Below are 22647 nucleotides of genomic sequence, written 5' to 3' on the forward strand. Positions count from 1 at the left end.
GATTTGTTCGAATGTCCGGCCTTGCCATCGTGCCTCATCAGGGCGTGTACCCCGTAATTTGTTTCCGGTGAGATCTCTCACCAAGATGAGGGGTCGGCGCCCATGTTCGGTGGGCTCGATCTTGGCTGATTTTGACTGCTCGTGCGGTGTTTTTGGGTATGCGCCGGGAGTAAAGCCAGTTGGAACGAGATTTCGCCGGGGATATGGATTGGTCCGGACACAGTCGATAACTTTGCTAAGAATGCACTACTCCGTATAAAGTCATCGTCATGCACCACTGCGCTCAGAGGTCGGGTAGGCACCGTGGCTGAATATCGGATCGAGGACTTGGCGCAGGTTTCGGGTGTGAGTACGCGCAACATTCGCGCCTACCGGGAACGGGGACTGCTCGAACCGCCACGTCGAGTCGGTCGCACGGCTATCTATGACGAGCACCACCTGACCCAGCTGCAGATCATCAATCGATTGCTTGCCAAGGGTTTCAGTTCGGTGCACATCGCCGAATTCTTCGAGGCCATGCGTGAAGGCCAGGACCTCGCGGACCGCCTCGGCCTGCGGGCGATGGCACAGCATCGACGGCTCGAAGCCAAACGCGCGCCATCCCAGCGCGCCGCAGGCTAGAAGGCCGACTCAGACCCTGGTGGTCGCGGGATCGCCGCCGATCCTCTGCGCAATCCAGACCGGCACGATCGCGACCAATGTCAGCGCCGCGGCGACGACGTTGATCACCGGCGCCTGGTTGGGCCGGAACAGGTTGCCGAAGATCCAGATCGGCAGGGTCTGCACTGCCGGTCCCGCGGTGAATGTGGTCACGACGATCTCGTCGAATGACAGAGCGAAGGCAAGAATTGCCCCTGCCACGAGAGCGCCACGCATCATCGGGAACGTGACGAACCGGAAGGTCTGCCAGGTTGATGCACCGAGATCGGCCGAGGCGTCTTCAAGGTGGGTGCCAAGGCGTCGCAACCGCGCCTGGGTGTTGTTGAAAACGATGACGACACAAAACGTAGCGTGCCCGACGATCACCGTGGCCAGGCCGAGCGTGACGCCGAGCGCCGAGGTGAAGGTCGCATTCAACGCGATACCCGTGACGATTCCGGGCAGCGTAATCGGCAGCACCACAAGGAAACTGATCACGTTCTTGCCGAAGAACTCGTACCGCTGCACGGCAAAGGCGGCCATGGTGCCGAGGACAAGCGCGAGAGCGGTCGCCCCGAGTCCGACGACTACCGAGTTGGCCAGGGAGTGCCACATACCGTCGCTGTGCCATGCGACTTTCCACCACTGCACGGTGAAACCACTGGGTGGGAATGCGAACGACTTCGACGAGTTGAATGCGTTGACGACGACGAGAAGCAGTGGTGCATAGAGGAATACCAGCACCAGGATCGTCCAGATCCGGGTGGCACGGCGCATACCCGTGGAGAGCATCAACGCACCGCCTTAGACATTTTCCAGCGCACCCGTGCGTCGCATCGCCAGCAGATACAAGATGATCGCCGCCAGCGGGATGATCGACAGGGCGGCGGCCAGTGGCTGGTTGTTGGCCGTGACCAATTGGCCATAGATGATATTGCCGAGCATCTGGGTCTTTCCGCCGACGATCGTCACCGCGATGTAGTCGCCAAGCGATAGCGAGAAGGTGAAGATCGAGCCCGCGGCGATACCGGGAAACACCAAGGGGGCCATCACCGATCGCAGCGTCATCAGGCTGGAGGCACCGAGGTCGGAGCTGGCGTCAATCAGCGGGTCCGGCACCCGTTCGAACGCGGCGAACACCGGTATCACCATGTAGGGCAACCACAGGTAGGACAACGTGATCACCGTCGCGATCAGGCCGTATCCCGGTGTGTACCCGGTGGCCCAGGACAGCGGGCCCTCCGGGGACAGCATCATCCGCCACGCGTAGGCCTTGACCAGGTAGCTGGCCCATAACGGTGTGGTCACCGCGATCACCAACGCCAGCCGGATGGCCGGTGTCGCGACCTTCGCCATGTACAGCGCCAGGGGCACCGCCAGCGCCATGCAGATCACCGTGACCGTCAGTGCGACGCCGATGGTGCGCACCGCAACGGTCCGATACACCGAGTCGGTGAAAACCTTCACCAGGTTATCTCCTGTGAAGGTGTGCACCACCGCACCAGTGAAGGTGTTGGTACCCCAGAACGCCGAAACCAGAAGCACGGCAAGCGAACCGAGATAGGCGATGCCCAGCCACGCAAGTGGCGGGATCAGCAGGAAGGCCAGGCCTGCCCGCCGTCTCATTGTTGAGTCAACTCCGCCTCTACCCCTAGCCCTTCATTTGCTGCCACTTGGTCACCCATTCGTCGTAGGACGTGCAGTTATCCCCACTGCCGTCAACGCATTTGGTCTGCGGTGTGGTCCAGTAGTGGATCTGTGCTGCGTACTTCTCGTCGGTGGCGTGGTAGATATCGCAGAAGGACTTATCGGAGGTCAGCTCGCAGGACTTCGTCTGCGCCGGCGCTTCACCGAAATACTCGGCCACCTGGGCGTTCACCTCGGGGGAGGTGATCCAATCCATCCACTTGTACATGCAATTGGGGTGTGCGGCCTTCGATGAGACCATCCAGGTGTCCGACCAGCCGGTGGAACCCTCCTTGGGCAGCACCGTGTTGACCTGAACCTTGTTATCGGTGCCGATGGTGTTCGCGATCACCTGCCAGGTGGTGCCGATCACCGAGGTTCCGGTTTCGAAGGCCTGCACCTCTTTGGTGTAGTCGGACCAGTATTCGCCGACATTCTCCTTCTGCTGGGTGAGCAGCTCAACCGCGGCGGTGAGCTGATCATTGGTCAGCGAGTACGGGTCTTTGATCCCGAGCTCCGGCTTGGTCTTCGACAGGTACAGCGCGGCGTCAGCGATGTAGATCGGCGAGTCGTAGGCGGTGACCTTGCCCTTGAACTCTGGAGCACCGGGGAACACTGCGCCCCAGGAATCCGGCGCGCCCTTGACCACTTCGGTGTTGTACATCAACAGGTTGGCACCCCAGCCGTGCGGAATGCCGTACATCTGGCCGTCGACCGCGTTCCACGGCTTGTCCTTGAGGAAGGACGAGATCGTCGAGTAGTTGGGCACCAGATCGGTGTTGACCGGTGCGACATCCCCGGCGTAGATCAGCCGCAGGGTGGCGTCACCGGATGCCGATACCCCGTCGTACTGTCCGCTGCGCATCAGCTGCACCATCTCGTCAGAGGTGTTGCCGAGCTTGACGTTGACCTTGCAGCCCGTCTTCTCGGTGAACGGGTGCACCCAGTCGATCGTCTTGTCGTTGGAGCCGTCCTCGGCGTAACCCGCCCAGGCGATCAGGTTCAGCTCGCCTTCACCGTCGCCAAGTGTTTTGGGCTGCTCCAGCTTTGGTGGTGCGCCCGATGAGCCGGAGCTGTCTGAGCCCGAACAGGCGGCGATCAATGCCGAGCACGCCACCAACGCGAACGTGAGGCGGCGGGCTCTGGATGTCGTGGTGATCATCGGGGGTCCTGCACTTTCTTTCAGGTCGGCGAGCGGGGGCTAGTTGTTGAGGTTTCGGACGGCGCTGTCGGGCCAGGCAAGGACGACCGCCGTGCCATGGGCCAGTTCGTCGGAGGCTTCGGCGCTGAGCAGCGTCGCGGTCAGCGCGACGCCAGCCTGATTGCGTGCCGCGATCCGGGTGATAGGTCCGGCGTAGACCACTTCGTCGACCGTGGCCTCGATACTGCGCATACCTGTCGGCGGGGCACTGGCCGGATCGAGGACCAGGATGCGTTCCGGCCGAACTGCATACGAGCCGCTGCGGCCGAGGACGGCCTCGGCGGCCTCCCCGTCGAGCACGTTGGAGGTGCCGACGAAATCGGCGACGAATCGGTTCGCCGGATTTTCGTAGACCTCGCGGGCGGCGCCAATCTGCTCGATACGGCCGTCGTTGAAGACGGCGAGCCGATCGCTGAGCGTCAGCGCTTCGTCCTGGTCGTGGGTGACGATGACGAAGGTGATGCCCACCTCACGCTGGATGGCCTTGAGTTCGACCTGCATCTGCTCTCGCAGTTTGAGGTCGAGTGCGCCCAGTGGCTCATCGAGTAACAACACCTTGGGCCGCCCCACCAGGGCACGGGCCAAAGCAACGCGTTGCTGCTGGCCGCCGGAGAGTTGCGCGGGTTTGCGCTCCGCCAGTCCGGACAGCTGAACCATTTCCAGAGCCGCACCTGCGCGCTGGCGTCGTTCGGCTTTACCCACCCCGCGCACCCGCAGTCCGTACTCCACATTCTGGGAAACGGTCATATGGGGAAACAAGGCGTACTGCTGGAACACCGTGTTGGTATCGCGTTTGGCCGGGGGGAGTGCGGTGACGTCCTGGCCGCCGAGTCGGATCACTCCCGACGTGGGTTGCTCGAAACCCGCGATCATCCGGAGCACCGTGGTCTTACCCGACCCGGATGGGCCCAGGATGGCGAAAAGTTCGCCATCAGCCACGGTCAGGTCGGCGCCCTCGACAGCGATGACGTTCGTGCCACTGGCGCCGCTGCCGAACTCTTTGCGAACGCCGATCAACTCGATCTGTGGATTCGTGACCGGGTTGCCACTGGAGTGCTGACGCAGCGACGCTGTCCCAGATGGCATGCAGGGATCCTATGGATACCGTTGTGAGAGCGCAGCGCCATCGCGGATTTCGTGGTTCCAGCGTTGATAGGTCGCTGAAATCCCCGGTTCCGCGCGGTACGGACCGATCTCGCACGGTGAGTCTCAATGCTCGAATTTTGATATGGCTGTGACCTCGGCCGTCGTCGGCCTCGGTGCGGCCGCCTCTGCGGTCTCTGCTCCCACTGTTTCGGCGGCCCCCCTGGGGGTCTTGCTGGACTACGCTGCGGGCGTAATCGGGGCCGACGCACTTGCATCTTCCGGAGCCATCGGAGCTATCCGGTACGTCCCCGATCGGCGACCGGGTGGGCAGTGGATGTTGAGCAAGCCGATACAGCTTCCCGAGGCCCGTGACCTGTATCACAAGGGTCTCAAGATCGTCTCCTGCTACCAGTACGGGAAGCAGGACACCGCAGACTGGCTCGGCGGTCAGGCGGCCGGCGCCGCGCATGCCAAGCGGGGCTGGCAGCTGCACCGTGCGGCGGGTGGCTCATACGGTGCACCGATCTACACCTCGATCGACGACGATCCCAGCCCGGAACAGTACAAACACCAGGTCGCGCCGTATCTTCGCGGCTGGGAGGCTGTTCTCGGCCATCAACGTGTCGGTGTGTACGCCAACTCCACAACCATCGACTGGGCACTCCAGGATGGACTGGGGACCTGGTTCTGGCAGCACAACTGGGGATCGCCGAAGGGCTTTACCCACCCGGTCGCGCACCTCCATCAGGTGGAGATCGATAAGCGCACCGTCGGCGGTGTCGGCGTCGACCTGAACAACATCATGAAGCCCAGTTTTGGGCAGTGGGACTAGAGAAACGGACCCAATTCACTCGCAAATCCCCGACCCGGCGGCCGCACAGAGGCCGCCGAAGCGGGTGTGCACGGTTGGTTCCAGCAAACTTTTTCAGGCTTTTTTTGAGACGGTGTGACGTCCGATACGTTGACGGGTGTCATTTTGCCGCCCTCGGACGAGGCGCTTCGCGCCACGGCCCGGGTCCAAAACTATTACATAACGATTTCATAACAATACTGCTTTGATCTGCGCGGTTATAGCTACTCAACCGTAACCACCTGCAAGCAGGACGTTTGTCCTCTTAGTCACGGGGTGCTGTTGAGCGCCCTGTTACCGAACGTGTGGTTACTCGTGCGTAGAACTCGCCAGTAACCATATCGAGCGCCAAAATAGCCTTGGTCCTTATGACACTCTTAGTGCAGTCGGGATTGCCCGGAATCGGGCCGAAGAACCTCCCGGGACGCATCGGAAGCTGACCGCAGGTCGCGCACCGATCTCAGCCCGGCCCGGACTGAGAGGCCGCACGAGACGCCAGGACGCCAGGACTGATTCGACGGTGAATCACCGACTACCTCCGCAAGGCCGCGCAGGTCGGAAACGCAGTTCTCAGACGTAGTTATCAAACGTTGGCCCCAACGGCACATCGCCGGGCCACAAGAACACTGACTTAAAAGCAACACCGAAAAGCACTAGGGAGATATACAAGGTGACGATTTTCGAGCACGACAGAGTTGCTGACGGTTCCACCACCCCGCATGGCAGCGCTGCCGAGCCCGCGAACACTACCCACGCCCTGGTTGACCGGTTGACCGCAGGTGAGCCCTACGCCGTCGCCTTCGGCGGCCAGGGCAGTGCCTGGCTGGAGACCCTAGAAGAACTGGTGTCCTCGGCAGGTATCGAGTCGGAACTGGCGACGTTGGCCGGTGAGGCAGATCTGCTGCTGGAGCCCGTCGCGCGCGAGCTCGTCGTGGTGCGGCCCATCGGCTTCGAGCCGCTGCGCTGGGTGCGCGCGCTGGCCGCTGAGGAGCCCGTGCCGAGCGCCAAGCAGCTGACGTCTGCGGCAGTGTCGGTTCCGGGCGTGCTGCTCACCCAGATCGCCGCCGTCCGGGCGTTGAAGCGCCAGGGCATGGACCTGGCCGAATATCCGCCGGTGGCCGTTGCCGGGCATTCGCAGGGTGTGCTGGCTGTCGCGGCGCTGGCGGCCCATGGCGCACAGGACGTCCAGCTACTCGCATTGGCTCAGCTGATCGGCGCGGCAGGCACCTTGGTGGCCCGTCGCCGCGGTATCTCGGTCCTCGGTGATAAGCCGCCGATGGTGTCGGTGACCAACGCCGACCCCGAACGCATCTATGCACTGCTCGAAGAGTTCTCCCAGGACGTGCGGACGGTGCTGCCGCCCGTGCTGTCGATCCGCAACGGCCGGCGGTCCGTCGTCATCACCGGCACCCCCGAGCAGCTGTCCCGCTTCGAGCTGTACTGCCAGCAGATCGCCGAGAAGGAAGAGGCCGAGCGCAAGTCCAAGCTGCGCGGCGGCGCCGTCTTCGCGCCCGTCTTCGACCCGGTTGCGGTCGAGGTCGGTTTCCATACCCCGCGCCTGTCCGACGGTATCGATATCGTCGGCCGCTGGGCCGAGGCGGTCGGTATCGACGTCGGACTCGCCCGTGAGATGGCCGAGGCGATCCTGGTGCGCCAGGTGGACTGGGTCGAAGAGATCACCGCACTCAATGACGCCGGAGCCAAGTGGATTCTCGATCTCGGCCCCGGTGACATCCTCACCCGGCTGACCGCTCCCGTGATCCGCGGACTCGGCATCGGCATCGTGCCCGCTGCCACCCGCGGCGGCCAGCGCAACCTGTTCACCATCGGCGCCGTGCCCGAGGTGGCGCGCCCGTGGTCGAGCTACGCGCCGTCGTTGGTCACCCTGCCCGACGGTTCGGTCAAGCTGTCAACGAAGTTCACCCGGCTGACCGGGCGCTCGCCGATGTTGTTGGCGGGTATGACGCCGACGACGGTCGATGCCAAGATTGTCGCCGCCGCGGCCAATGCCGGTCACTGGGCCGAGCTGGCCGGTGGCGGTCAGGTCACCGAGCAGATCTTCAACGATCGCATCGCGGAGCTGACTTCGCTGCTGGAGCCGGGTCGCGCGGTGCAGTTCAACACGCTGTTCCTCGACCCGTACCTGTGGAAGCTGCAGGTGGGCGGAAAGCGCCTGGTGCAGAAGGCCCGTCAGGCCGGTGCGCCGATCGACGGCCTGGTTGTCAGCGCCGGTATCCCCGAGCTCGAAGAGGCCGTCGACCTGATCGACGAGCTCAACGAGATCGGCATCAGCCATATCTGCTTCAAGCCCGGCACCGTCGAGCAGATCCGCTCGGTCATCCGTATTGCTGCCGAAGCCCCGACCAAGCCGGTCATCGTCCACGTCGAAGGCGGTCGCGCCGGCGGCCACCACTCGTGGGAGGACCTTGACGACCTGCTGTTGGCCACCTACTCCGAGCTGCGCAGCCGGTCCAACATCACCGTGTGCGTCGGTGGCGGTATCGGCACACCCGAGCAAGCCGCCGACTACCTGTCCGGTCGCTGGTCAGCGGCCTATGGCTACCCGCTGATGCCCGTTGACGGCATCCTGGTCGGCACTGCGACGATGGCCGCCCTGGAGGCCACCACCTCACCCGCGGTCAAGCAGCTCCTGGTCGACACCGTTGGTACCGATGTCTGGGTTGGCGCCGGTAAGGCGCAGGGCGGCATGGCATCCGGGCGCAGCCAGCTCGGTGCCGATATCCACGAGATCGACAACGCCGCATCGCGCTGTGGCCGCCTGCTCGACGATGTCGCCGGTGACGCCGAGGCAGTTGCCGCGCGCCGCGAGGAGATCATCGCGGCGATGGCCGTGACCGCCAAGCCGTACTTCGGCGATGTCGCCGAGATGACCTACGGGCAGTGGCTGCGGCGCTACGTCGAACTGGCCATCGGTGCAGGCGATTCCACCGCCGACACCAAGAAGGCAGACTCGCCGTGGCTGGATATCAGCTGGCGGGACCGCTTCACCGAAATGCTGCAGCGCGTCGAGTCGCGGCTGAACACCCTTGACTACGGTCCGATCGAAACCCTTTTCGGCGCAACCGAATCCGGTGAGGCTCTGCTGGAGAACCCCGAGCAGGCCATCGCCGCTGTCAGCGCCAGGTACCCGGATGTCGACAGCGTCATCCTGCACCCGGCCGACGTCCCCTTCTTCATCACGTTGTGCAAGACACTGGGCAAGCCCGTCAACTTCGTGCCCGTCATCGACAAGGACGTTCGCCGTTGGTGGCGCAGCGACTCGCTGTGGCAGGCCCACGATGCCCGCTACACCGCCGACCAGGTATGCATCATCCCGGGCACTGCCGCGGTCGCCGGCATCACCGTCGTCGACGAGCCCGTCGGTGACCTGCTGGACCGTTTCGAGCAGGCCGCCATCGACCAGGCGCAGACCGCAGGTATCCAACCGACACAGGTGATCTCGCGCCTGCAGAGCCGCACCGACGTGTCCGGCCCGCTCGCCTTGGTACTCGACGCGCCCGACGTGCTGTGGGCCGGTCGCACTGCGTCCAACCCGGTGCATCGGATCGCCGACCCGGCAAGCTGGCAGGTCCATGGAAGTGCGGATAGCACTGGAAAGCTAACAGCCACAGACCATTCCACCGGTGCCCGGCTTGAAGCCGTCTCCGCGGATCAGGTCGTGCTGAGCGTGCCGCTCTCGGATACCTGGATCGACATCAGGTTCACGTTGCCGGCCACCACTGTCGACGGCGGCGCCCCGGTGGTCTCCACCGACGACGCCTCCGCCGCCATGCGGTCGGTGCTCGCGATCGCCGCCGGTGTCGACGGACCGGAGGCCCTGCCCGTCGCGGTTGACGGAGCTGTCACCGTCACGGTCGACTGGGATCCGGAGCGAGTGGCCGATCACACCGGCGTCACCGCCACCTTCGGTTCGCCGCTGGCCCCGACGCTGACTGTCGTGCCCGACGCACTGGTCGGCCGCTGCTGGCCGGCGGTCTTCTCCGCGATCGGTTCGGCCGTCACCGATTCCGGGTTCCCGGTGATCGAGGGTCTGCTGAGCCTGGTGCACCTGGATCACGCCGCAGAACTGGTCGATACGCTGCCGACGGTTCCGTCTCAATTGACCGTCACCGCAACCGCTTCCGTTGCCTACGACACCGAGGTCGGCCGGGTTGTTCCGGTCTCAGTCACCGTTAGAGAAGGGGGAGCTGCCGACGGCCGCATCATCGCCACCCTCGAAGAGCGTTTCGCGATCCGCGGACGCACGGGTGCCGCCGAGCTCACCGATCCGTTGCGGGCCGGCGGTGCGGTCTCCGATAACGCCACTGACACCCCGCGCAGGCGCCGTCGCGATGTCACCATCACCGCGCCGGTCGATATGCGGCCGTTCGCAGTGGTCTCCGGTGACCACAACCCCATCCACACCGACCGGGCAGCGGCGCTGCTTGCTGGTCTGGAATCGCCCATCGTGCACGGTATGTGGCTCTCGGCTGCCGCCCAGCATGTCGTCACCGCGACCGACGGTCGGGCCACCCCGCCCGCGCGTCTGATCGGCTGGACCGCCCGCTTCCTCGGCATGGTCAAACCCGGTGATGATGTCGACTTCCGGGTCGACCGGGTGGGTGTCGACCTCGGTGCCGAGGTGCTCGAGATCTCCGCCCGCATCGGGTCCGATCTGGTGATGTCGGCAACCGCGCGATTGGCCGCGCCGAAGACGGTCTACGCCTTCCCCGGCCAGGGCATCCAGCACAAGGGCATGGGCATGGAGGTGCGTTCGCGCTCCAAGGCCGCGCGCAAGGTCTGGGACGACGCCGACGTCTTCACCCGCGAGAAGCTTGGCTTCTCGGTGCTGCATGTGGTGCGCGACAACCCGACCAGCTTGATCGCCGCCGGTGTGCACTACCACCACCCCGAGGGCGTGCTGTTCCTGACGCAGTTCACTCAGGTCGCGATGGCGACAGTCGCCGCGGCGCAGGTCGCCGAGATGCGTGAGCAGGGTGCTTTTGTCGAGGGCGCCATCGCCTGCGGCCACTCTGTCGGCGAGTACACCGCACTGGCCTGTGTCAGCGGCGTCTACCAGTTGGAGGCTCTGCTGGAGGTGGTATTCCAGCGCGGCTCCAACATGCACGACATCGTGCCTCGCGACGAGAAGGGTCGATCGAACTACCGACTGGCCGCGATCCGGCCGTCGCAGATTGACCTCGACGACGCCGACGTCACCGCATTCGTCGCCGAGATCGCTGATCGCACCGGTGAATTCCTGCAGATCGTGAACTTCAACTTGCGCGGTTCGCAGTATGCGATCGCCGGTACGGTCCGTGGGCTGGAAGCACTTGAGGCCGAGGTCGATCGTCGTCGTGAGATCAGCGGCGGCAAGCGGTCATTCATCCTGGTGCCCGGCATCGACGTGCCGTTCCATTCCAGCGTGCTTCGGGTGGGCGTCAACGATTTCCGCCGCAGCCTCGAGCGTGTCATGCCCCGCGACGCCGATCCGGCACTGCTGGTCGGGCGCTACATCCCGAACCTGGTGCCCCGGCCCTTCACCCTGGACCGCGATTTCGTCCAGGAGATCCGGGATCTGGTACCGGCCGAACCGCTCGACGAGATCCTCGCCGACTACGACACATGGCGTAACGAGAAGCCGACGGAACTGTGCCGCAAGATCGTCATCGAACTCCTGGCCTGGCAGTTCGCCAGCCCGGTGCGGTGGATCGAAACCCAGGACCTGCTGTTCATCGAAGAGGCCGCTGGCGGTCTCGGGGTGGAGCGGTTCGTCGAGATCGGGGTGAAGTCCGCGCCGACTGTTGCCGGACTGGCCACCAACACCTTGAAGTTGGCCGAATACGCCCACAGCACAGTCGAAGTGCTCAACTCCGAGCGCGATGCCGCAGTGCTGTTCGCTAACGACACTGATCCCGAGCCTGAGCCTGACGTCGATGAGGCTCCCGCCGCTTCGGCCGACAGCGCTCCGTCGGCTGCGGCCGCACCGGCACCTGCTGCCGCGCCGGCCGCCCCGTCGGGTGGGCCACGCCCCGATGATGTCGTTTTCGACGCGGCCGATGCCACCGTGGCATTGATCGCACTGTCGGCGAAGATGCGGATGGATCAGATCGAGGCGCTGGACTCCATCGAATCGATCACCGACGGTGCATCGTCGCGACGTAACCAGCTGCTGGTCGACCTGGGTTCCGAGCTGAACCTCGGCGCCATCGACGGTGCGGCGGAAGCGGATCTGGCCGGGCTCAAGGGCCAGGTCACCAAGCTGGCGCGGACCTACAAGCCGTTCGGACCGGTGCTCTCCGATGCGATCAACGATCAGCTGCGCACGGTGCTCGGACCCTCCGGTAAGCGACCGGCCTATATTGCCGAGCGTGTCACCAAGACATGGGAATTGGGCCCCGGCTGGGTCAAGCACGTCACCGCTGAGGTGGCACTTGGTACCCGCGACGGGTCCAGCGTCCGAGGCGGCAGCCTCGGTGGGCTGCACGAAGGTGCACTGGCCGACGCGGCATCGGTGGACAAGGTCATCGATGGTGCAGTCGCTGCGGTCGGGGCCCGAAAGGGGATCGCGGTGTCCCTGCCGTCCGCGGCGGGCGCCGCTGGTGGTGTCGTGGATTCGGCGGCGCTCACCGAGTTCGCCGAAACGGTCACCGGCCCCGACGGCGTGTTGGCCTCGGCGGCGCGGACGATCCTCGGCCAGCTCGGGCTCGATACCCCGGTGTCGACCCCGGAAAAGTCCACCGACGCCGAACTGATCGACCTGGTCTCGACCGAACTCGGCTCGGACTGGCCGAGATTGGTCGCGCCGGCATTCGACTCGAAGAAAGCCGTCGTCTTCGACGACCGGTGGGCCAGTGCCCGTGAAGACCTGGTCAAACTGTGGCTGGCGGACGAAGACGAGATCGACGCTGACTGGCCGAAGCTCTCTGAGCGGTTCGAGGGTGCGGGGCATGTCGTTGCCACGCAGGCGAACTGGTGGCAGGGCAAGGCGCTCGCAGCCGGGCGCAACGTGCACGCATCGTTGTTCGGCCGCATTGCCGCCGGTGCCGAGAATCCGGGCAAGGGCCGCTACACCAACGAGATCGCTGTGGTGACGGGCGCGTCGAAGGGTTCGATCGCCGCATCGGTGGCTGCCCAGCTCCTCGAGGGCGGCGCCACCGTCATCGCCACGACGTCCAAGCTCGACGACTCGCGCCTGGGCTTCTACAAGAAGCTCTACCGCGACAACGCCCGCTTCAACGCGACGCTGTGGGTAGTGCCCGCCAATATGGCCTCCTACGCCGATATCGACGCACTGGTGGCCTGGGTGGGTAGTGAGCAGTCTGAAAGCCTTGGGCCGCAGTCGATTCACCTCAAGGATGCGCAGAACCCGACGCTGCTGTTCCCGTTCGCGGCGCCGCGAGTGGCCGGCGATATGTCGGAGGCCGGATCGCGCTCCGAAATGGAGATGAAGGTCCTGCTGTGGGCCGTGCAACGGCTGATCGGCGGGCTGTCCAACATCGGTGCCGAGCGCGATATCGCGTCCCGACTGCATGTCGTGCTGCCCGGCTCGCCCAACCGCGGCATGTTCGGCGGTGACGGCGCCTATGGCGAGTCGAAGGCCGCACTGGATGCCCTTGTCACCCGCTGGAGTGCGGAATCGTCCTGGGCGCAGCGGGTCAGCTTGGCGCATGCGCTGATCGGCTGGACCAAGGGCACCGGGCTGATGGGGCATAACGACGCCATCGTCAGCGCCGTCGAAGAGGCCGGCGTCACTACCTACAGCACGGCCGAAATGGCCGCCATGCTGTTGAGCTTGTGCACTGTCGAGAACAAGGTGGCCGCGGCGGCGTCGCCGGTCAATGTCGACTTCACCGGCGGTCTGGGTGAGATCGACATCGATATGGCCGAACTGGCTGCCAAGGCGCGCAAGGACATGGAAGGAGAAGCGTCCGAGTCCTCGTCCGACGAGGACGATCTCAGCGGGACCATCCCGGCTCTGCCGTCACCGCCGCGCGGGTACACCCCGGTCCCGCCGCCGGCCTGGGCCGATATCAACGTCGACCCGGCCGACCTGGTGGTCATCGTCGGTGGCGCCGAGCTCGGACCCTTCGGGTCATCGCGCACCCGCTTCGAGATGGAGGTCGACAACGAACTGTCCGCCGCCGGTGTCCTCGAATTGGCCTGGACCACCGGACTGATCAAGTGGGAGGACGACCCGAAGCCGGGTTGGTATGACACCGAATCCGGTGAACTCGTCGACGAGGCGGACCTGGTCGAGAAGTACCACGACGTGGTCGTCGAGCGCGTCGGCATCCGTGAATTCGTCGGGGACGCCGCGATCGATCCGGACCATTCGGCATCACTTCTGGTGTCGGTGTTCCTGGACAAGGACTTCTCGTTCGTGGTGTCGTCCGAGGCCGATGCTCGATCATTCGTTGAATTCGACCCGGAACACACCATCATCACGCCGGTGCCCGACAGCGCTGACTGGCGGGTTATTCGCAAGGCCGGCACCGAGATTCGCGTGCCGCGCAAGACGAAGCTGTCCCGTACCGTCGGTGCTCAGATCCCGACCGGATTTGATCCGACGGTCTGGGGCGTCACCCCGGACATGGTCAATTCCATTGACCGGGTGGCGTTGTGGAACCTGATCGCCACCGTCGATGCGTTCCTCTCTGCCGGCTTCAGCCCGACAGAGCTGATGCGCTGGGTGCATCCCAGCCTGGTGGCCAGCACGCAGGGCACCGGTATGGGCGGCTTGACGTCGATGCAGACCATGTTCCACGGCAACCTGCTCGGGGTGAACAAGCCGAACGACATCCTGCAGGAGACTCTGCCGAACGTTGTTGCCGCGCACGTGATTCAGGCGTACGTCGGTAGCTACGGTTCGATGATCCACCCGGTCGGCGCTTGCGCCACCGCAGCGGTGTCATTGGAAGAGGGTGTCGACAAGATTCGTCTCGGTAAGGCCGAACTCGTGGTGACCGGTGGTTACGACGATCTGACCGAGGAAGCCGTCATCGGCTTCGGTGACATGGCGGCCACCGCCGACACCGCGATGATGCGGGCCAAGGGCATCAGCGATGGCAAGTTCTCCCGCGCCAATGACCGGCGCAGGCTGGGCTTCGTCGAGGCCCAAGGTGGCGGCACGATCCTGCTGGCCCGTGGTGACCTCGCGCTGAAGATGGGTCTGCCGGTGCTGGCCGTCGTCGCCTACGCGCAGTCCTACGCCGATGGTGTGCACACCTCGATCCCGGCTCCCGGGCTCGGCGCGCTGGGCGCCGGACGCGGCGGTAAGGACTCGGTGCTGGCCCGATCGCTGGCCAAGCTGGGAGTGGGCGCCGACGATATCGCCGTCATCTCCAAGCACGACACCTCGACGCTGGCCAACGATCCCAACGAGCAGGAGCTGCACGAGCGGCTCGCCGACTCGATGGGCCGCTCCGAAGGCGCACCGTTGTTCATCGTGTCGCAGAAGAGCCTCACCGGGCACGCCAAGGGCGGCGCCGCGGTGTTCCAGATGATGGGTCTGTGCCAGATCCTGCGTGACGGGGTGATCCCGCCGAACCGCAGCCTGGACTGTGTCGATGACGAGTTGGCCAGTTCAGGTCACTTCGTCTGGGTGCGCGAGACACTGAAGATGGGCGAGAAGTTCCCGCTCAAGGCCGGTCTGGTCACCAGCCTCGGATTCGGACACGTATCGGGTCTGGTTGCGCTGGTGCATCCGCAGGCGTTCCTGGCGACGTTGAGCCCGGCAGAGCAGGCGGACTACACCGCAAGGGCCAACGAACGGACCGTGGCCGGACAGCGTCGACTGGCCTCGGCCATCGCCGGTGGTCAGCCGATGTACGAGAAGCCCGCCGACCGTCGTTTCGATCACGATTCGCCGGAGAAGCGTCAGGAGTCGGCGATGCTGCTGAATCCTGCCTCACGACTCGGGGACGATGACATCTACATCGGGTAGGGGATCGACTAAGGTCGCGGACGTGAGAATGGTCGCCAGATGTCGATAGTCGGAATTGGTATCGACCTGGTGTCCATTCCCGAATTCGCCGAGCAGGTGGACCAGCCCGGAACGGTATTCGCCGAGACGTTCACTCCCGGCGAGCGTCGCGACGCCGCCGATAAGAGTTCGGTCGCCGCGCGGCATCTCGCCGCGCGGTGGGCGGCCAAAGAGGCGGTCATCAAGGCGTGGTCGGGTTCGCGTTTCGCGCAGCGTCCGGTGCTGCCCGAGGCCATCCATCGCGATATCGAGGTGGTCACCGATATGTGGGGACGGCCCAAGGTCCGACTCACCGGTGCCATCGCCGAGCATCTGGTCGATGTGACGATTCACGTGTCGCTGACCCATGAGGGAGATACGGCCGCAGCGGTCGCCATCTTGGAGACCACCTAGCTCTTCTGTGCCGAGCAGACGCAAACGGGTACAAAATCCGCCCAGATACTGCCAGTTTGTGTCTGCTCGCGGGGGATTAATCTCGTAGGCATGAGCGATCTCGTCGAGCGTGTCAAAGAGGTACTGCCATCAGTCCGCAAGGACCTTGAGGACCTGGTGCGTATCCAGTCGGTCTGGGCGGACCCCGCTCGGCGCGATGAAGTGCACCGCAGCGCGCAGGCAGTCTCCGATCTGTTCACCGGCGTCGGCTTTACCGATGTACGCATCGTCAGCGAAGGCGGCGCGCCCGCGGTCATCGCCCGTCACCCCGCCCCGGCTGGGGCGCCGACCGTGCTGCTGTACGCCCACCACGATGTCCAGCCCGAAGGCGACCCCGCGCAGTGGGAGTCCGCACCGTTCGAGCCGACCGAGCGCGACGGCCGGCTCTACGGACGCGGCACCGCCGACGATAAGGCCGGTATCGCAACACATCTGGCCGCGTTGCGCGCCTTTGACGGTAAACCGCCGGTGGGTGTCACGGTCTTCGTCGAAGGCGAGGAGGAGTCCGGTTCGCCGTCATTGGGCAAGCTGCTGACCGCTCACAAAGATCTGCTGGCCGCCGACGTCATCGTCATCGCCGACTCCGACAACTGGAGCACCGAGATCCCCTCGCTGACGGTATCGCTGCGGGGGATGGCCGATTGTGTGGTCGAGGTCGAGACACTCGATCACGGCCTGCATTCGGGCATGTGGGGCGGTGTGGTGCCCGACGCCGTGTCAGCACTGGTCCGGTTGCTCGCCACCCTGCACGATGACGACGGCAATGTCGCGGTGGCGGGTCTGCACGTCGGCACTGCCAGCGAGGTGGATTACACCCCGGAGCGGGTGCGCGCGGACACCGGCATGCTCGACGGCGTCCAAGAGATCGGCTCCGGTTCGGTGCCGCAACGACTCTGGGCCAAACCCGCGATCACCATCATCGGCATCGACACGACGTCCATTGCGGCGTCCTCGAACACGTTGATACCCCGTGCCCGCGCGAAGGTGAGCATGCGGATCGCCCCCGGCGGCGATGCCGTCGCGCATCTCGAGCTGCTCCGCAAGCATCTGGAAGAGCACGCCCCGTGGGGAGCCCACGTGACGGTCACGCCTGGCGATTCAGGTCAGCCGTACGCCATCGATGCCACCGGCCCGGTGTATGACGCCGCCCGCGTGGCGTTCCGCCAAGCGTGGGGAGTCGACGCGGTCGACACCGGGGTGGGCGGATCCATCCCGTTCATCGCCGAATTCGCCGATGCGTTCCCGGCGGCGACGATCTTGGTGACCGGCGTCGAAGATCCAAATACGCAGGCCCACAGCATCAACGAGAGCCTTCACCTTGGGGTGCTCGAACGCGCCGCCACCGCAGAGGCACTTCTGCTGGAAGCTTTGGCGGGGTTAGACCGATAGGTCGCGACGCAGCTTGGCGACGTGGCCGGTGGCCTTGACGTTGTACTGCGCCACTTCGATGTTGCCCTTTTCGTCCACGACGAACGTCGACCGGATGACGCCCTGCACGGTCTTGCCGTAGAGCTTCTTCTCGCCGAACGCACCCCAGGCGGCCAGCACCGACTTGTCGGGGTCGGAGAGCAGGGGGAAGGTCAGACCCTCGGCGTCGCGGAACTTCGCCAGCTTCTCCGGCTTGTCCGGTGACACTCCGATGACGTCCAACCCGGCCTCGTTGAGCTGGGCGAGGCTGTCGCGGAAGTCGCACGCCTGCTTGGTGCACCCTGGTGTCGACGCGGCCGGGTAGAAGTAGACGATGACCTTGCGGCCCTTGAAGTCGGCCAACTTCACCGTGTTGCCATCAGCATCGGGGAGGCTGAATGCGGGGGCCTTATCGCCCTCAGCGAGTCGCGCAGTGTCGGTCAACGCTTTTCCTTTCGGCTCATGTGGTCAGGCCTCGTCCTACCGGTGCAGCGGTACGGGGCCGGGCTGATCTAGGGTAGTTCCGCAAGGCGGCAAACTGAGCGACCAGCCCACGCAGGCGGCGCCGGTAGCGATGGCGAGGAGAGCGAGGAATCGTGGCGGACCGGGATCCCGATGTCATCAAGCAGGAGATCGATGCTGCCCGCGATCAGCTGGCCGCGACGGTCGACTCGCTCGCGGTTCGGGCGAATCCGCGCAGGATCGCAGACGACGTCAAAGCGGGCATCGTGAATTTCGTGAAGAAGCCTGCGGTGGCGGCCTCGCTGGTCGGGGTGGGCCTGGTGACTGTGGTGATCGTCATCCGCAGAATCCGCAACAGCTGATCGCTGCGCCAAAACGGCTTCGCTGAATCAGCGGCGGCGAAACCAGCCGCTGGGTGACAGCCATGACGTGGGCGGGTTGGCACGTAAGCCGATTCGGCTACAACTGTGCACATACGACGGGCCGGGTTCCGATGCTTGCGCAGTTACGTCGGTGTGCACGTGGGCATTCGATGCGCCTACCCCGCAATGACACATTGTCATCGGCATTGGCTAAGCCCTCGATCCGTTACGTGATTACTGGTTGCTCCGCTAGCGCGGAAGTTCAGCTAACTAGATGCTAACAGCTCCCAGCTAGATCTGTGCTGGAAGAGTGACTAATCTTGTCCGACACGCGGGGTATCCGTTACCGCGGGTATGACCCGAAAGTACCTTCCGCGGTCACCCGTGCGGGCCTCACCAGCACATAAAGGTCTGGTCCGGCACAGGAAACCCGCAGGTGGTGTCGATCCAGGCGAGGCAAATACTCGAATGTTGCTCGACTTATTGACGTTCGCTGTGCAGGTGCCCGAAAAGCATGGCCGTCCCGCCGACATGCGTGCCGTCGCCAACTATTTACGCCCATATCAGGAATCGGCAATACGACTACCGCTCGGATGGCCTAACTGGACCGTCACCAGACCAACAGGTGTCGTCACCCGGCGTGTGAGGTGTTGTCGGCGCGCAGCTGGACTGGCCCAGCCAGTGAGGTAGCGAGACACCGTGACGGCGCGGCGCACTACATCGTCGGCTTCGTCGTGAAGCGGGTCGCTGTAGGCGAGGTGGACCTGCGCGGCGGCGATGGTCTGCTCGGCGGTAGCGCCGTCGCTTCGAGGCATGTCGAAGGGCGGCAGGCCACCACGCATCAACGCTGCGGACACGTATCCGTCGGGGGTGTCGTCCCGGAGCAAATATGACGGAAGCGCCAATATTGGTTTTTCTCAGGTTTTTCTCAGCTATGTTGACCTCGTCACTGTCGACACATCAAAAGGACTGCGAAATGCAAATCTCACTACGTTCACACCTCATTGCGGGAGTCGCCGCGGTAGTCGGGGCAAGTGCCATCGCTATGACGCCGGTCCCTCAGGCCGACGTCCATTTGCCCGCGCCTCACGTGCCGTCGGTTCAGCAGATTGCGTTGAGCGGTTTCGACAACCCCATCTCAGAGTTATTGCTGAGCGCGGGTGTGTTGAATACCTACACATTCCTTGACGCTGGTCCGGTACCGCTGCCCGGCCCGTGGTCGACCTTGAAAAAGACAGGCCTCATTCCGCAGATCATCGCCGACGGTCTGCCGATCATCAGTCAGTTGGGCTTCAACGGGTCTGATTATCTGTACAACTCGGTCAAGGGTCTGGGGACCAGCGCACTCGCACTCAGCGAAGGATTCTGGAATGCCACCGGTTACCTGCTGACCCTCAACATTCCCGCCGCAATCAACACGTTGAGCCAAGCCATTCAGGTGGCGGGCCAGGCTGCTCTGAACTCAGGGATCTACGTCGCGACGGGCGTCATCACCCGCGCCGTGGCAGTGGTCACCGCGGTTGCCGCGCTGGCGCCCGACATGATCACCGCGTCGATCAACCGGCCCCTGGTCGTGCTCGGTTCGCTAGTGCAGACCGTGCAGAACACGATCGCCGCGCTGAGCCAGCCGAACCCTGCCGAAGGGGCATGGAACGCAGCCGTCAACGGGCTCTTCGGTCCCACCGGTCTTCCCGGCGTACTGACCGCTCTGACTGTCGGGGTGGGTGTCCCCGCACCGGCTCCGATCTCGGCATTTGTCCCGAGTATCCGCACAGAGATCTCCACGGTCGTGCAGACGATCAAGGGGGCTCTTGCGACGGCGAACCCCGCGCCGCCGGCTGCGGCGGCGCCTGCCCAGGCACCAAAGGCACTTGCTGCGGCGCGGAACGTCTCGGCTGCGGCGACCGATGAGGACCAGGCCGCCACATCCAACGACAATTCCGTTGGGGGCAGCAGTTCCACGCCGGCTGACGTCAAAGGCAGCGGTTCAGCTGGTGGCAGCAGCGCCACACCGGGCGACAACTCCACGGGCAGCAAGTCCGTCGGTGGCAGCGACAGCCCCAAGACCGGCAAGCACAGCGGCGCTGCGGGCTCCAAGAGGACGACAGCTAAATCGGGCAGCAACTCGTCTGAGTGACATCCGCAACTGACGGTAGGCCCCCTCTTTTCAGAGGGGGCGTATCGCCATTATTTAGGGTTTCTTCACTATTAACCCCACTCCTCTGATCATTTCTCTCGAGGTGTGGGCCTCATTCATCCTTATCTCCGAATCCGTAGGCTCCTCGACCTCGTCCACGCGCCGTCGAAAAATGGACCCGGCGCGGCGACCTCGGTGAGAATTGCTGGCCCATCATCGGTGCGGTCCGCAACAAATTCGGCATGCAGAAAATTGCGACCGTCGGACTATTCCTGTCGCGGCCATCCTGTTCGATCCGGTAAACCTTCCACCGTCCTGCGGAAAGAGCTCCGCTGCGAGGGCTCTCGCGCGATAGTGAGAAGTGCAGGAATCGATGTTGAAACGCAAACTAAGCAGGTGACATCCGCACGGCCGGTGCGGAAGTACCCGCCGGGCAACACGAGTCTCCGAGACTTTTCTGCCCCGAGGAATGGTGATCCATGACCGCGTACCCCCTCTCGGTTTCCAAGCTCGCCTCTCGTGGTGCCAGTCCCGGCTATGCCCGTTACGTGGGGCGTGTGGGTGCGTTGGCGGTGGCGTTGGGTGTGGGTGCCTTGTTCGCCTCGACTGCGGTGGCGCTCGCTGACACCACCGGTTCGGCGGGGTCGGCCGACTCAAGCGCGGGGCCTGCGTCGTCGTCGCCATCTCCGGCGCGGGGTGCGTCACGATCAGGCGCGCGCGTCAGCCCCGTAGTTGCAGGACCGTCCGCGGGTGGCATTGAGGTGCGTTCCGGTGGGCGTGGTTCCGGACCAGGCGCAGCGTCGGTGGTTTCGCTCAGCGGCCAGTCGGTGGTCGTGCATACGCCGGCCACCGCCGCGGCGCAGGCGGACGTTGGTGACACCGGTGACGGTTCGGCGCCGAGAACCTCAAGTGGAGGGCTGGCAAGCCCACCTGAATTCGGTGGGGCTGCTTCTTCGGCGCGACTCTCGCCCAGAGTCGTCGCGACCGGCGTGAAAACCGTGGCCACGCCGCTGACGGTCGCGCCGGCCGCCGTCGTGCCGACCACGCAGATCGGTGGCATCACTTTGCCGATGGGTCCGGTAAGGGCGGCGCTCCTTGCCGTGCAGGCCTACATCTACGGCTATCCATTGCTGGCCGTACAACGCGTCCAGGCACTCCTTGGCCCGTTGAACACTCTCAACCTGAACACCACCTTCGCCTCCCCGGATGCGGCCCCGTTCTGGAAGGCGATCGGCGGGGGATCTCATCCGAACGTCAACGTGCTCTACTCGTTGGCCTCACTCGACCTCAGTAATGGACCGGTGGTGTTGTCCATCCCGGATATGGGCGACCGGTACTACAGCTTTCAGCTGACCGACCCCTACATCAATGTCGACAACTACATCTCGTCCAACCCCACCGAGGCGAATCCGATAGGGGGGTTGGGGCCTGGTACATACGCCATCACATGGATCGGAAAGCAGGTGGCTGTCCCGGGCGCACAGACCGTACTCGTCGACTATTCCAGCGAGTTGTTGCTCGGACGCGTTGAAGCCACGCCAGCCGACCAGCAGCAGGTGGTCGATCTGATGCATCAGTGGACGCTGACTGCGACCGGGGCGACCTCCGTCAACAATGCGGTGATCCCGGCGGCCTACCTGTCGCCGATCTCCGTGCTCAACGCCATCAGTACCGCGATCACCCAGAATCCGCCGTACCCGCCTCAGCAGGATGCCGCGGAACTGGCCAATCTGGCCCTGATCGGCGTCGGGCCGGACCCCACCGATCCGACGATAGCCCTGCAGGTCGGTGACCGTCTCGGCCCGCTGTCACAGCTGGCCGCGGCGATGGCGGTCCAAGTGACCGCCATCCTGCTTCCCCCATTAACCGACGTTATTCAGGCGGTGTCGGCGATCCAGCACCATGGCTGGGCCGTCACCCGACCCGAGATCGGCGACTTCGGCACCAACTACCTCTACCGCGCGGGGGTGGCCTACGTCGGTTTGGTCGCCAACACCCCGGACCAGGCGCTGTACTACCCGGGCATGCTGGACGCGAATTACCTACCGCTGAACGGCAATAGGACTTATGTCCTGCATTTCGCACCCGGGCAGGCGCCCCCTGTCGATGCCGGCGGATTCTGGTCACTCACGGTGTACAACAGCGCTGGGCAGCTGGTGAATTCGACGACTCCGAACGTGTACAGCAACGGGCAGTTGATCACGCGGCCGGACGGGTCGATCGATGTCATCCTCTCCCCGCAGGACCCAGGCGATTCCGGAGCGAACTGGCTGCAGGTGCCCGCCGGCGGATTCAGCGTCTATCTGCGGATCTACGCCCCCGCGTCGGCAGCGTATGAGGGGATTTGGCTCCCGCCGGCCATTGCGCCCACCTCAGGTCTGTTTGGGGTCTGAACAAAAG

General features: G+C 64.5%; 13 protein-coding genes and 1 pseudogene. 8 read left to right on the forward strand and 6 right to left on the reverse strand.

What is annotated here, in order from left to right; translation table 11 throughout:
- Nucleotides 1-303: 303 nt before the first annotated feature.
- Nucleotides 304-585: pseudogene (locus tag ADBZ9O_RS12580) on the forward strand (MerR family transcriptional regulator); the annotation flags it as partial.
- 45 nt (nucleotides 586-630) lie between these two features.
- On the opposite strand, the gene ADBZ9O_RS12585 reads toward ADBZ9O_RS12580, so the two are convergent.
- Genes ADBZ9O_RS12585 through ADBZ9O_RS12600 form a run of 4 tightly spaced genes read right to left on the reverse strand, consistent with a single transcriptional unit; the run spans nucleotide 631 to nucleotide 4612 of the window.
- The gene (locus ADBZ9O_RS12585) at nucleotides 631-1431 is read right to left on the reverse strand and encodes an ABC transporter permease (RefSeq protein ID WP_526531649.1); all 801 of its coding nucleotides are present in this window, start codon (nucleotides 1429-1431) and stop codon (nucleotides 631-633) included.
- 12 nt (nucleotides 1432-1443) lie between these two features.
- Nucleotides 1444-2265, reverse strand: coding sequence for an ABC transporter permease (locus tag ADBZ9O_RS12590; RefSeq protein WP_526531651.1), 822 nt, complete (start codon nucleotides 2263-2265; stop codon nucleotides 1444-1446).
- Between the two features lie 25 nt (nucleotides 2266-2290).
- Nucleotides 2291-3487 carry an ABC transporter substrate-binding protein gene (locus ADBZ9O_RS12595; RefSeq protein WP_526531653.1) on the reverse strand — a complete coding sequence of 399 codons (1197 nt, stop codon included), beginning with the start codon at nucleotides 3485-3487 and terminating at the stop codon, nucleotides 2291-2293.
- Between the two features lie 39 nt (nucleotides 3488-3526).
- Nucleotides 3527-4612 carry an ABC transporter ATP-binding protein gene (locus tag ADBZ9O_RS12600; protein ID WP_526531655.1) on the reverse strand — a complete coding sequence of 362 codons (1086 nt, stop codon included), beginning with the start codon at nucleotides 4610-4612 and terminating at the stop codon, nucleotides 3527-3529.
- A gap of 142 nt (nucleotides 4613-4754) precedes the next feature.
- Between ADBZ9O_RS12600 and ADBZ9O_RS12605 the strand changes: the two genes are divergently transcribed.
- The 4 genes from ADBZ9O_RS12605 (at nucleotide 4755) to ADBZ9O_RS12620 (ending at nucleotide 17268) form a co-directional block, all read left to right on the forward strand.
- Nucleotides 4755-5444 (forward strand): glycoside hydrolase domain-containing protein, encoded by a 690-nt coding sequence (locus tag ADBZ9O_RS12605; RefSeq protein ID WP_526531657.1) that lies wholly within the window; start codon nucleotides 4755-4757, stop codon nucleotides 5442-5444.
- 688 nt (nucleotides 5445-6132) lie between these two features.
- Nucleotides 6133-15408, forward strand: a complete 9276-nt coding sequence (locus ADBZ9O_RS12610) for a fatty acid synthase subunit beta domain-containing protein (protein ID WP_526531659.1) — start codon at nucleotides 6133-6135, stop codon at nucleotides 15406-15408.
- Between the two features lie 39 nt (nucleotides 15409-15447).
- Nucleotides 15448-15840, forward strand: a complete 393-nt coding sequence (gene acpS / locus ADBZ9O_RS12615) for a holo-ACP synthase AcpS (RefSeq protein ID WP_526531661.1) — start codon at nucleotides 15448-15450, stop codon at nucleotides 15838-15840.
- Nucleotides 15841-15930: 90 nt separating this feature from the next.
- Nucleotides 15931-17268, forward strand: coding sequence for a dipeptidase (locus tag ADBZ9O_RS12620; RefSeq protein ID WP_526531663.1), 1338 nt, complete (start codon nucleotides 15931-15933; stop codon nucleotides 17266-17268).
- Here the strand turns inward: ADBZ9O_RS12620 and bcp are convergent.
- Entirely contained in the window at nucleotides 17257-17730 is a 474-nt protein-coding gene (bcp, locus tag ADBZ9O_RS12625; RefSeq protein ID WP_526531665.1) for a thioredoxin-dependent thiol peroxidase, read from the reverse strand. The two genes, ADBZ9O_RS12620 and bcp, sit on opposite strands and share 12 nt — an antisense overlap.
- A gap of 152 nt (nucleotides 17731-17882) precedes the next feature.
- On the opposite strand from bcp, the gene ADBZ9O_RS12630 reads away from it, so the two are divergent.
- Nucleotides 17883-18110 (forward strand): DUF3618 domain-containing protein, encoded by a 228-nt coding sequence (locus ADBZ9O_RS12630; RefSeq protein WP_526531667.1) that lies wholly within the window; start codon nucleotides 17883-17885, stop codon nucleotides 18108-18110.
- Between the two features lie 563 nt (nucleotides 18111-18673).
- On the opposite strand, the gene ADBZ9O_RS12635 is transcribed toward ADBZ9O_RS12630, so the two are convergent.
- A complete protein-coding gene (locus ADBZ9O_RS12635; protein WP_526531669.1) occupies nucleotides 18674-19015 on the reverse strand; it encodes a hypothetical protein in 342 nt (113 codons plus the stop codon).
- A gap of 140 nt (nucleotides 19016-19155) precedes the next feature.
- Here ADBZ9O_RS12635 and ADBZ9O_RS12640 point away from each other — a divergent pair, with 140 nt between their 5' ends.
- Both ADBZ9O_RS12640 and ADBZ9O_RS12645 read left to right on the forward strand, forming a co-directional pair.
- Nucleotides 19156-20247: a hypothetical protein gene (locus tag ADBZ9O_RS12640; protein WP_526531671.1), complete on the forward strand. Its 1092-nt coding sequence runs from the start codon at nucleotides 19156-19158 to the stop codon at nucleotides 20245-20247.
- A gap of 479 nt (nucleotides 20248-20726) precedes the next feature.
- The gene (locus ADBZ9O_RS12645; protein WP_526531673.1) at nucleotides 20727-22640 is read left to right on the forward strand and encodes a DUF1214 domain-containing protein; all 1914 of its coding nucleotides are present in this window, start codon (nucleotides 20727-20729) and stop codon (nucleotides 22638-22640) included.
- Nucleotides 22641-22647: the final 7 nt, after the last annotated feature.

Origin of the sequence: Mycobacterium sp. (genome assembly GCF_965229105.1) — a bacterium.
GTDB lineage: Bacteria > Actinomycetota > Actinomycetes > Mycobacteriales > Mycobacteriaceae > Mycobacterium.

Coding starts and splice junctions, on each gene's coding strand:
- ADBZ9O_RS12585 (WP_526531649.1), bottom strand. CDS start 1,431: ATGCTCTCCACGGGTATGCGCCGTGCCACCCGGATCTGGACGATCCTG.
- ADBZ9O_RS12590 (WP_526531651.1), bottom strand. CDS start 2,265: ATGAGACGGCGGGCAGGCCTGGCCTTCCTGCTGATCCCGCCACTTGCG.
- ADBZ9O_RS12595 (WP_526531653.1), bottom strand. CDS start 3,487: ATGATCACCACGACATCCAGAGCCCGCCGCCTCACGTTCGCGTTGGTG.
- ADBZ9O_RS12600 (WP_526531655.1), bottom strand. CDS start 4,612: ATGCCATCTGGGACAGCGTCGCTGCGTCAGCACTCCAGTGGCAACCCG.
- ADBZ9O_RS12605 (WP_526531657.1), top strand. CDS start 4,755: ATGGCTGTGACCTCGGCCGTCGTCGGCCTCGGTGCGGCCGCCTCTGCG.
- acpS (WP_526531661.1), top strand. CDS start 15,448: ATGTCGATAGTCGGAATTGGTATCGACCTGGTGTCCATTCCCGAATTC.
- ADBZ9O_RS12620 (WP_526531663.1), top strand. CDS start 15,931: ATGAGCGATCTCGTCGAGCGTGTCAAAGAGGTACTGCCATCAGTCCGC.
- ADBZ9O_RS12640 (WP_526531671.1), top strand. CDS start 19,156: ATGACGCCGGTCCCTCAGGCCGACGTCCATTTGCCCGCGCCTCACGTG.
- ADBZ9O_RS12645 (WP_526531673.1), top strand. CDS start 20,727: ATGACCGCGTACCCCCTCTCGGTTTCCAAGCTCGCCTCTCGTGGTGCC.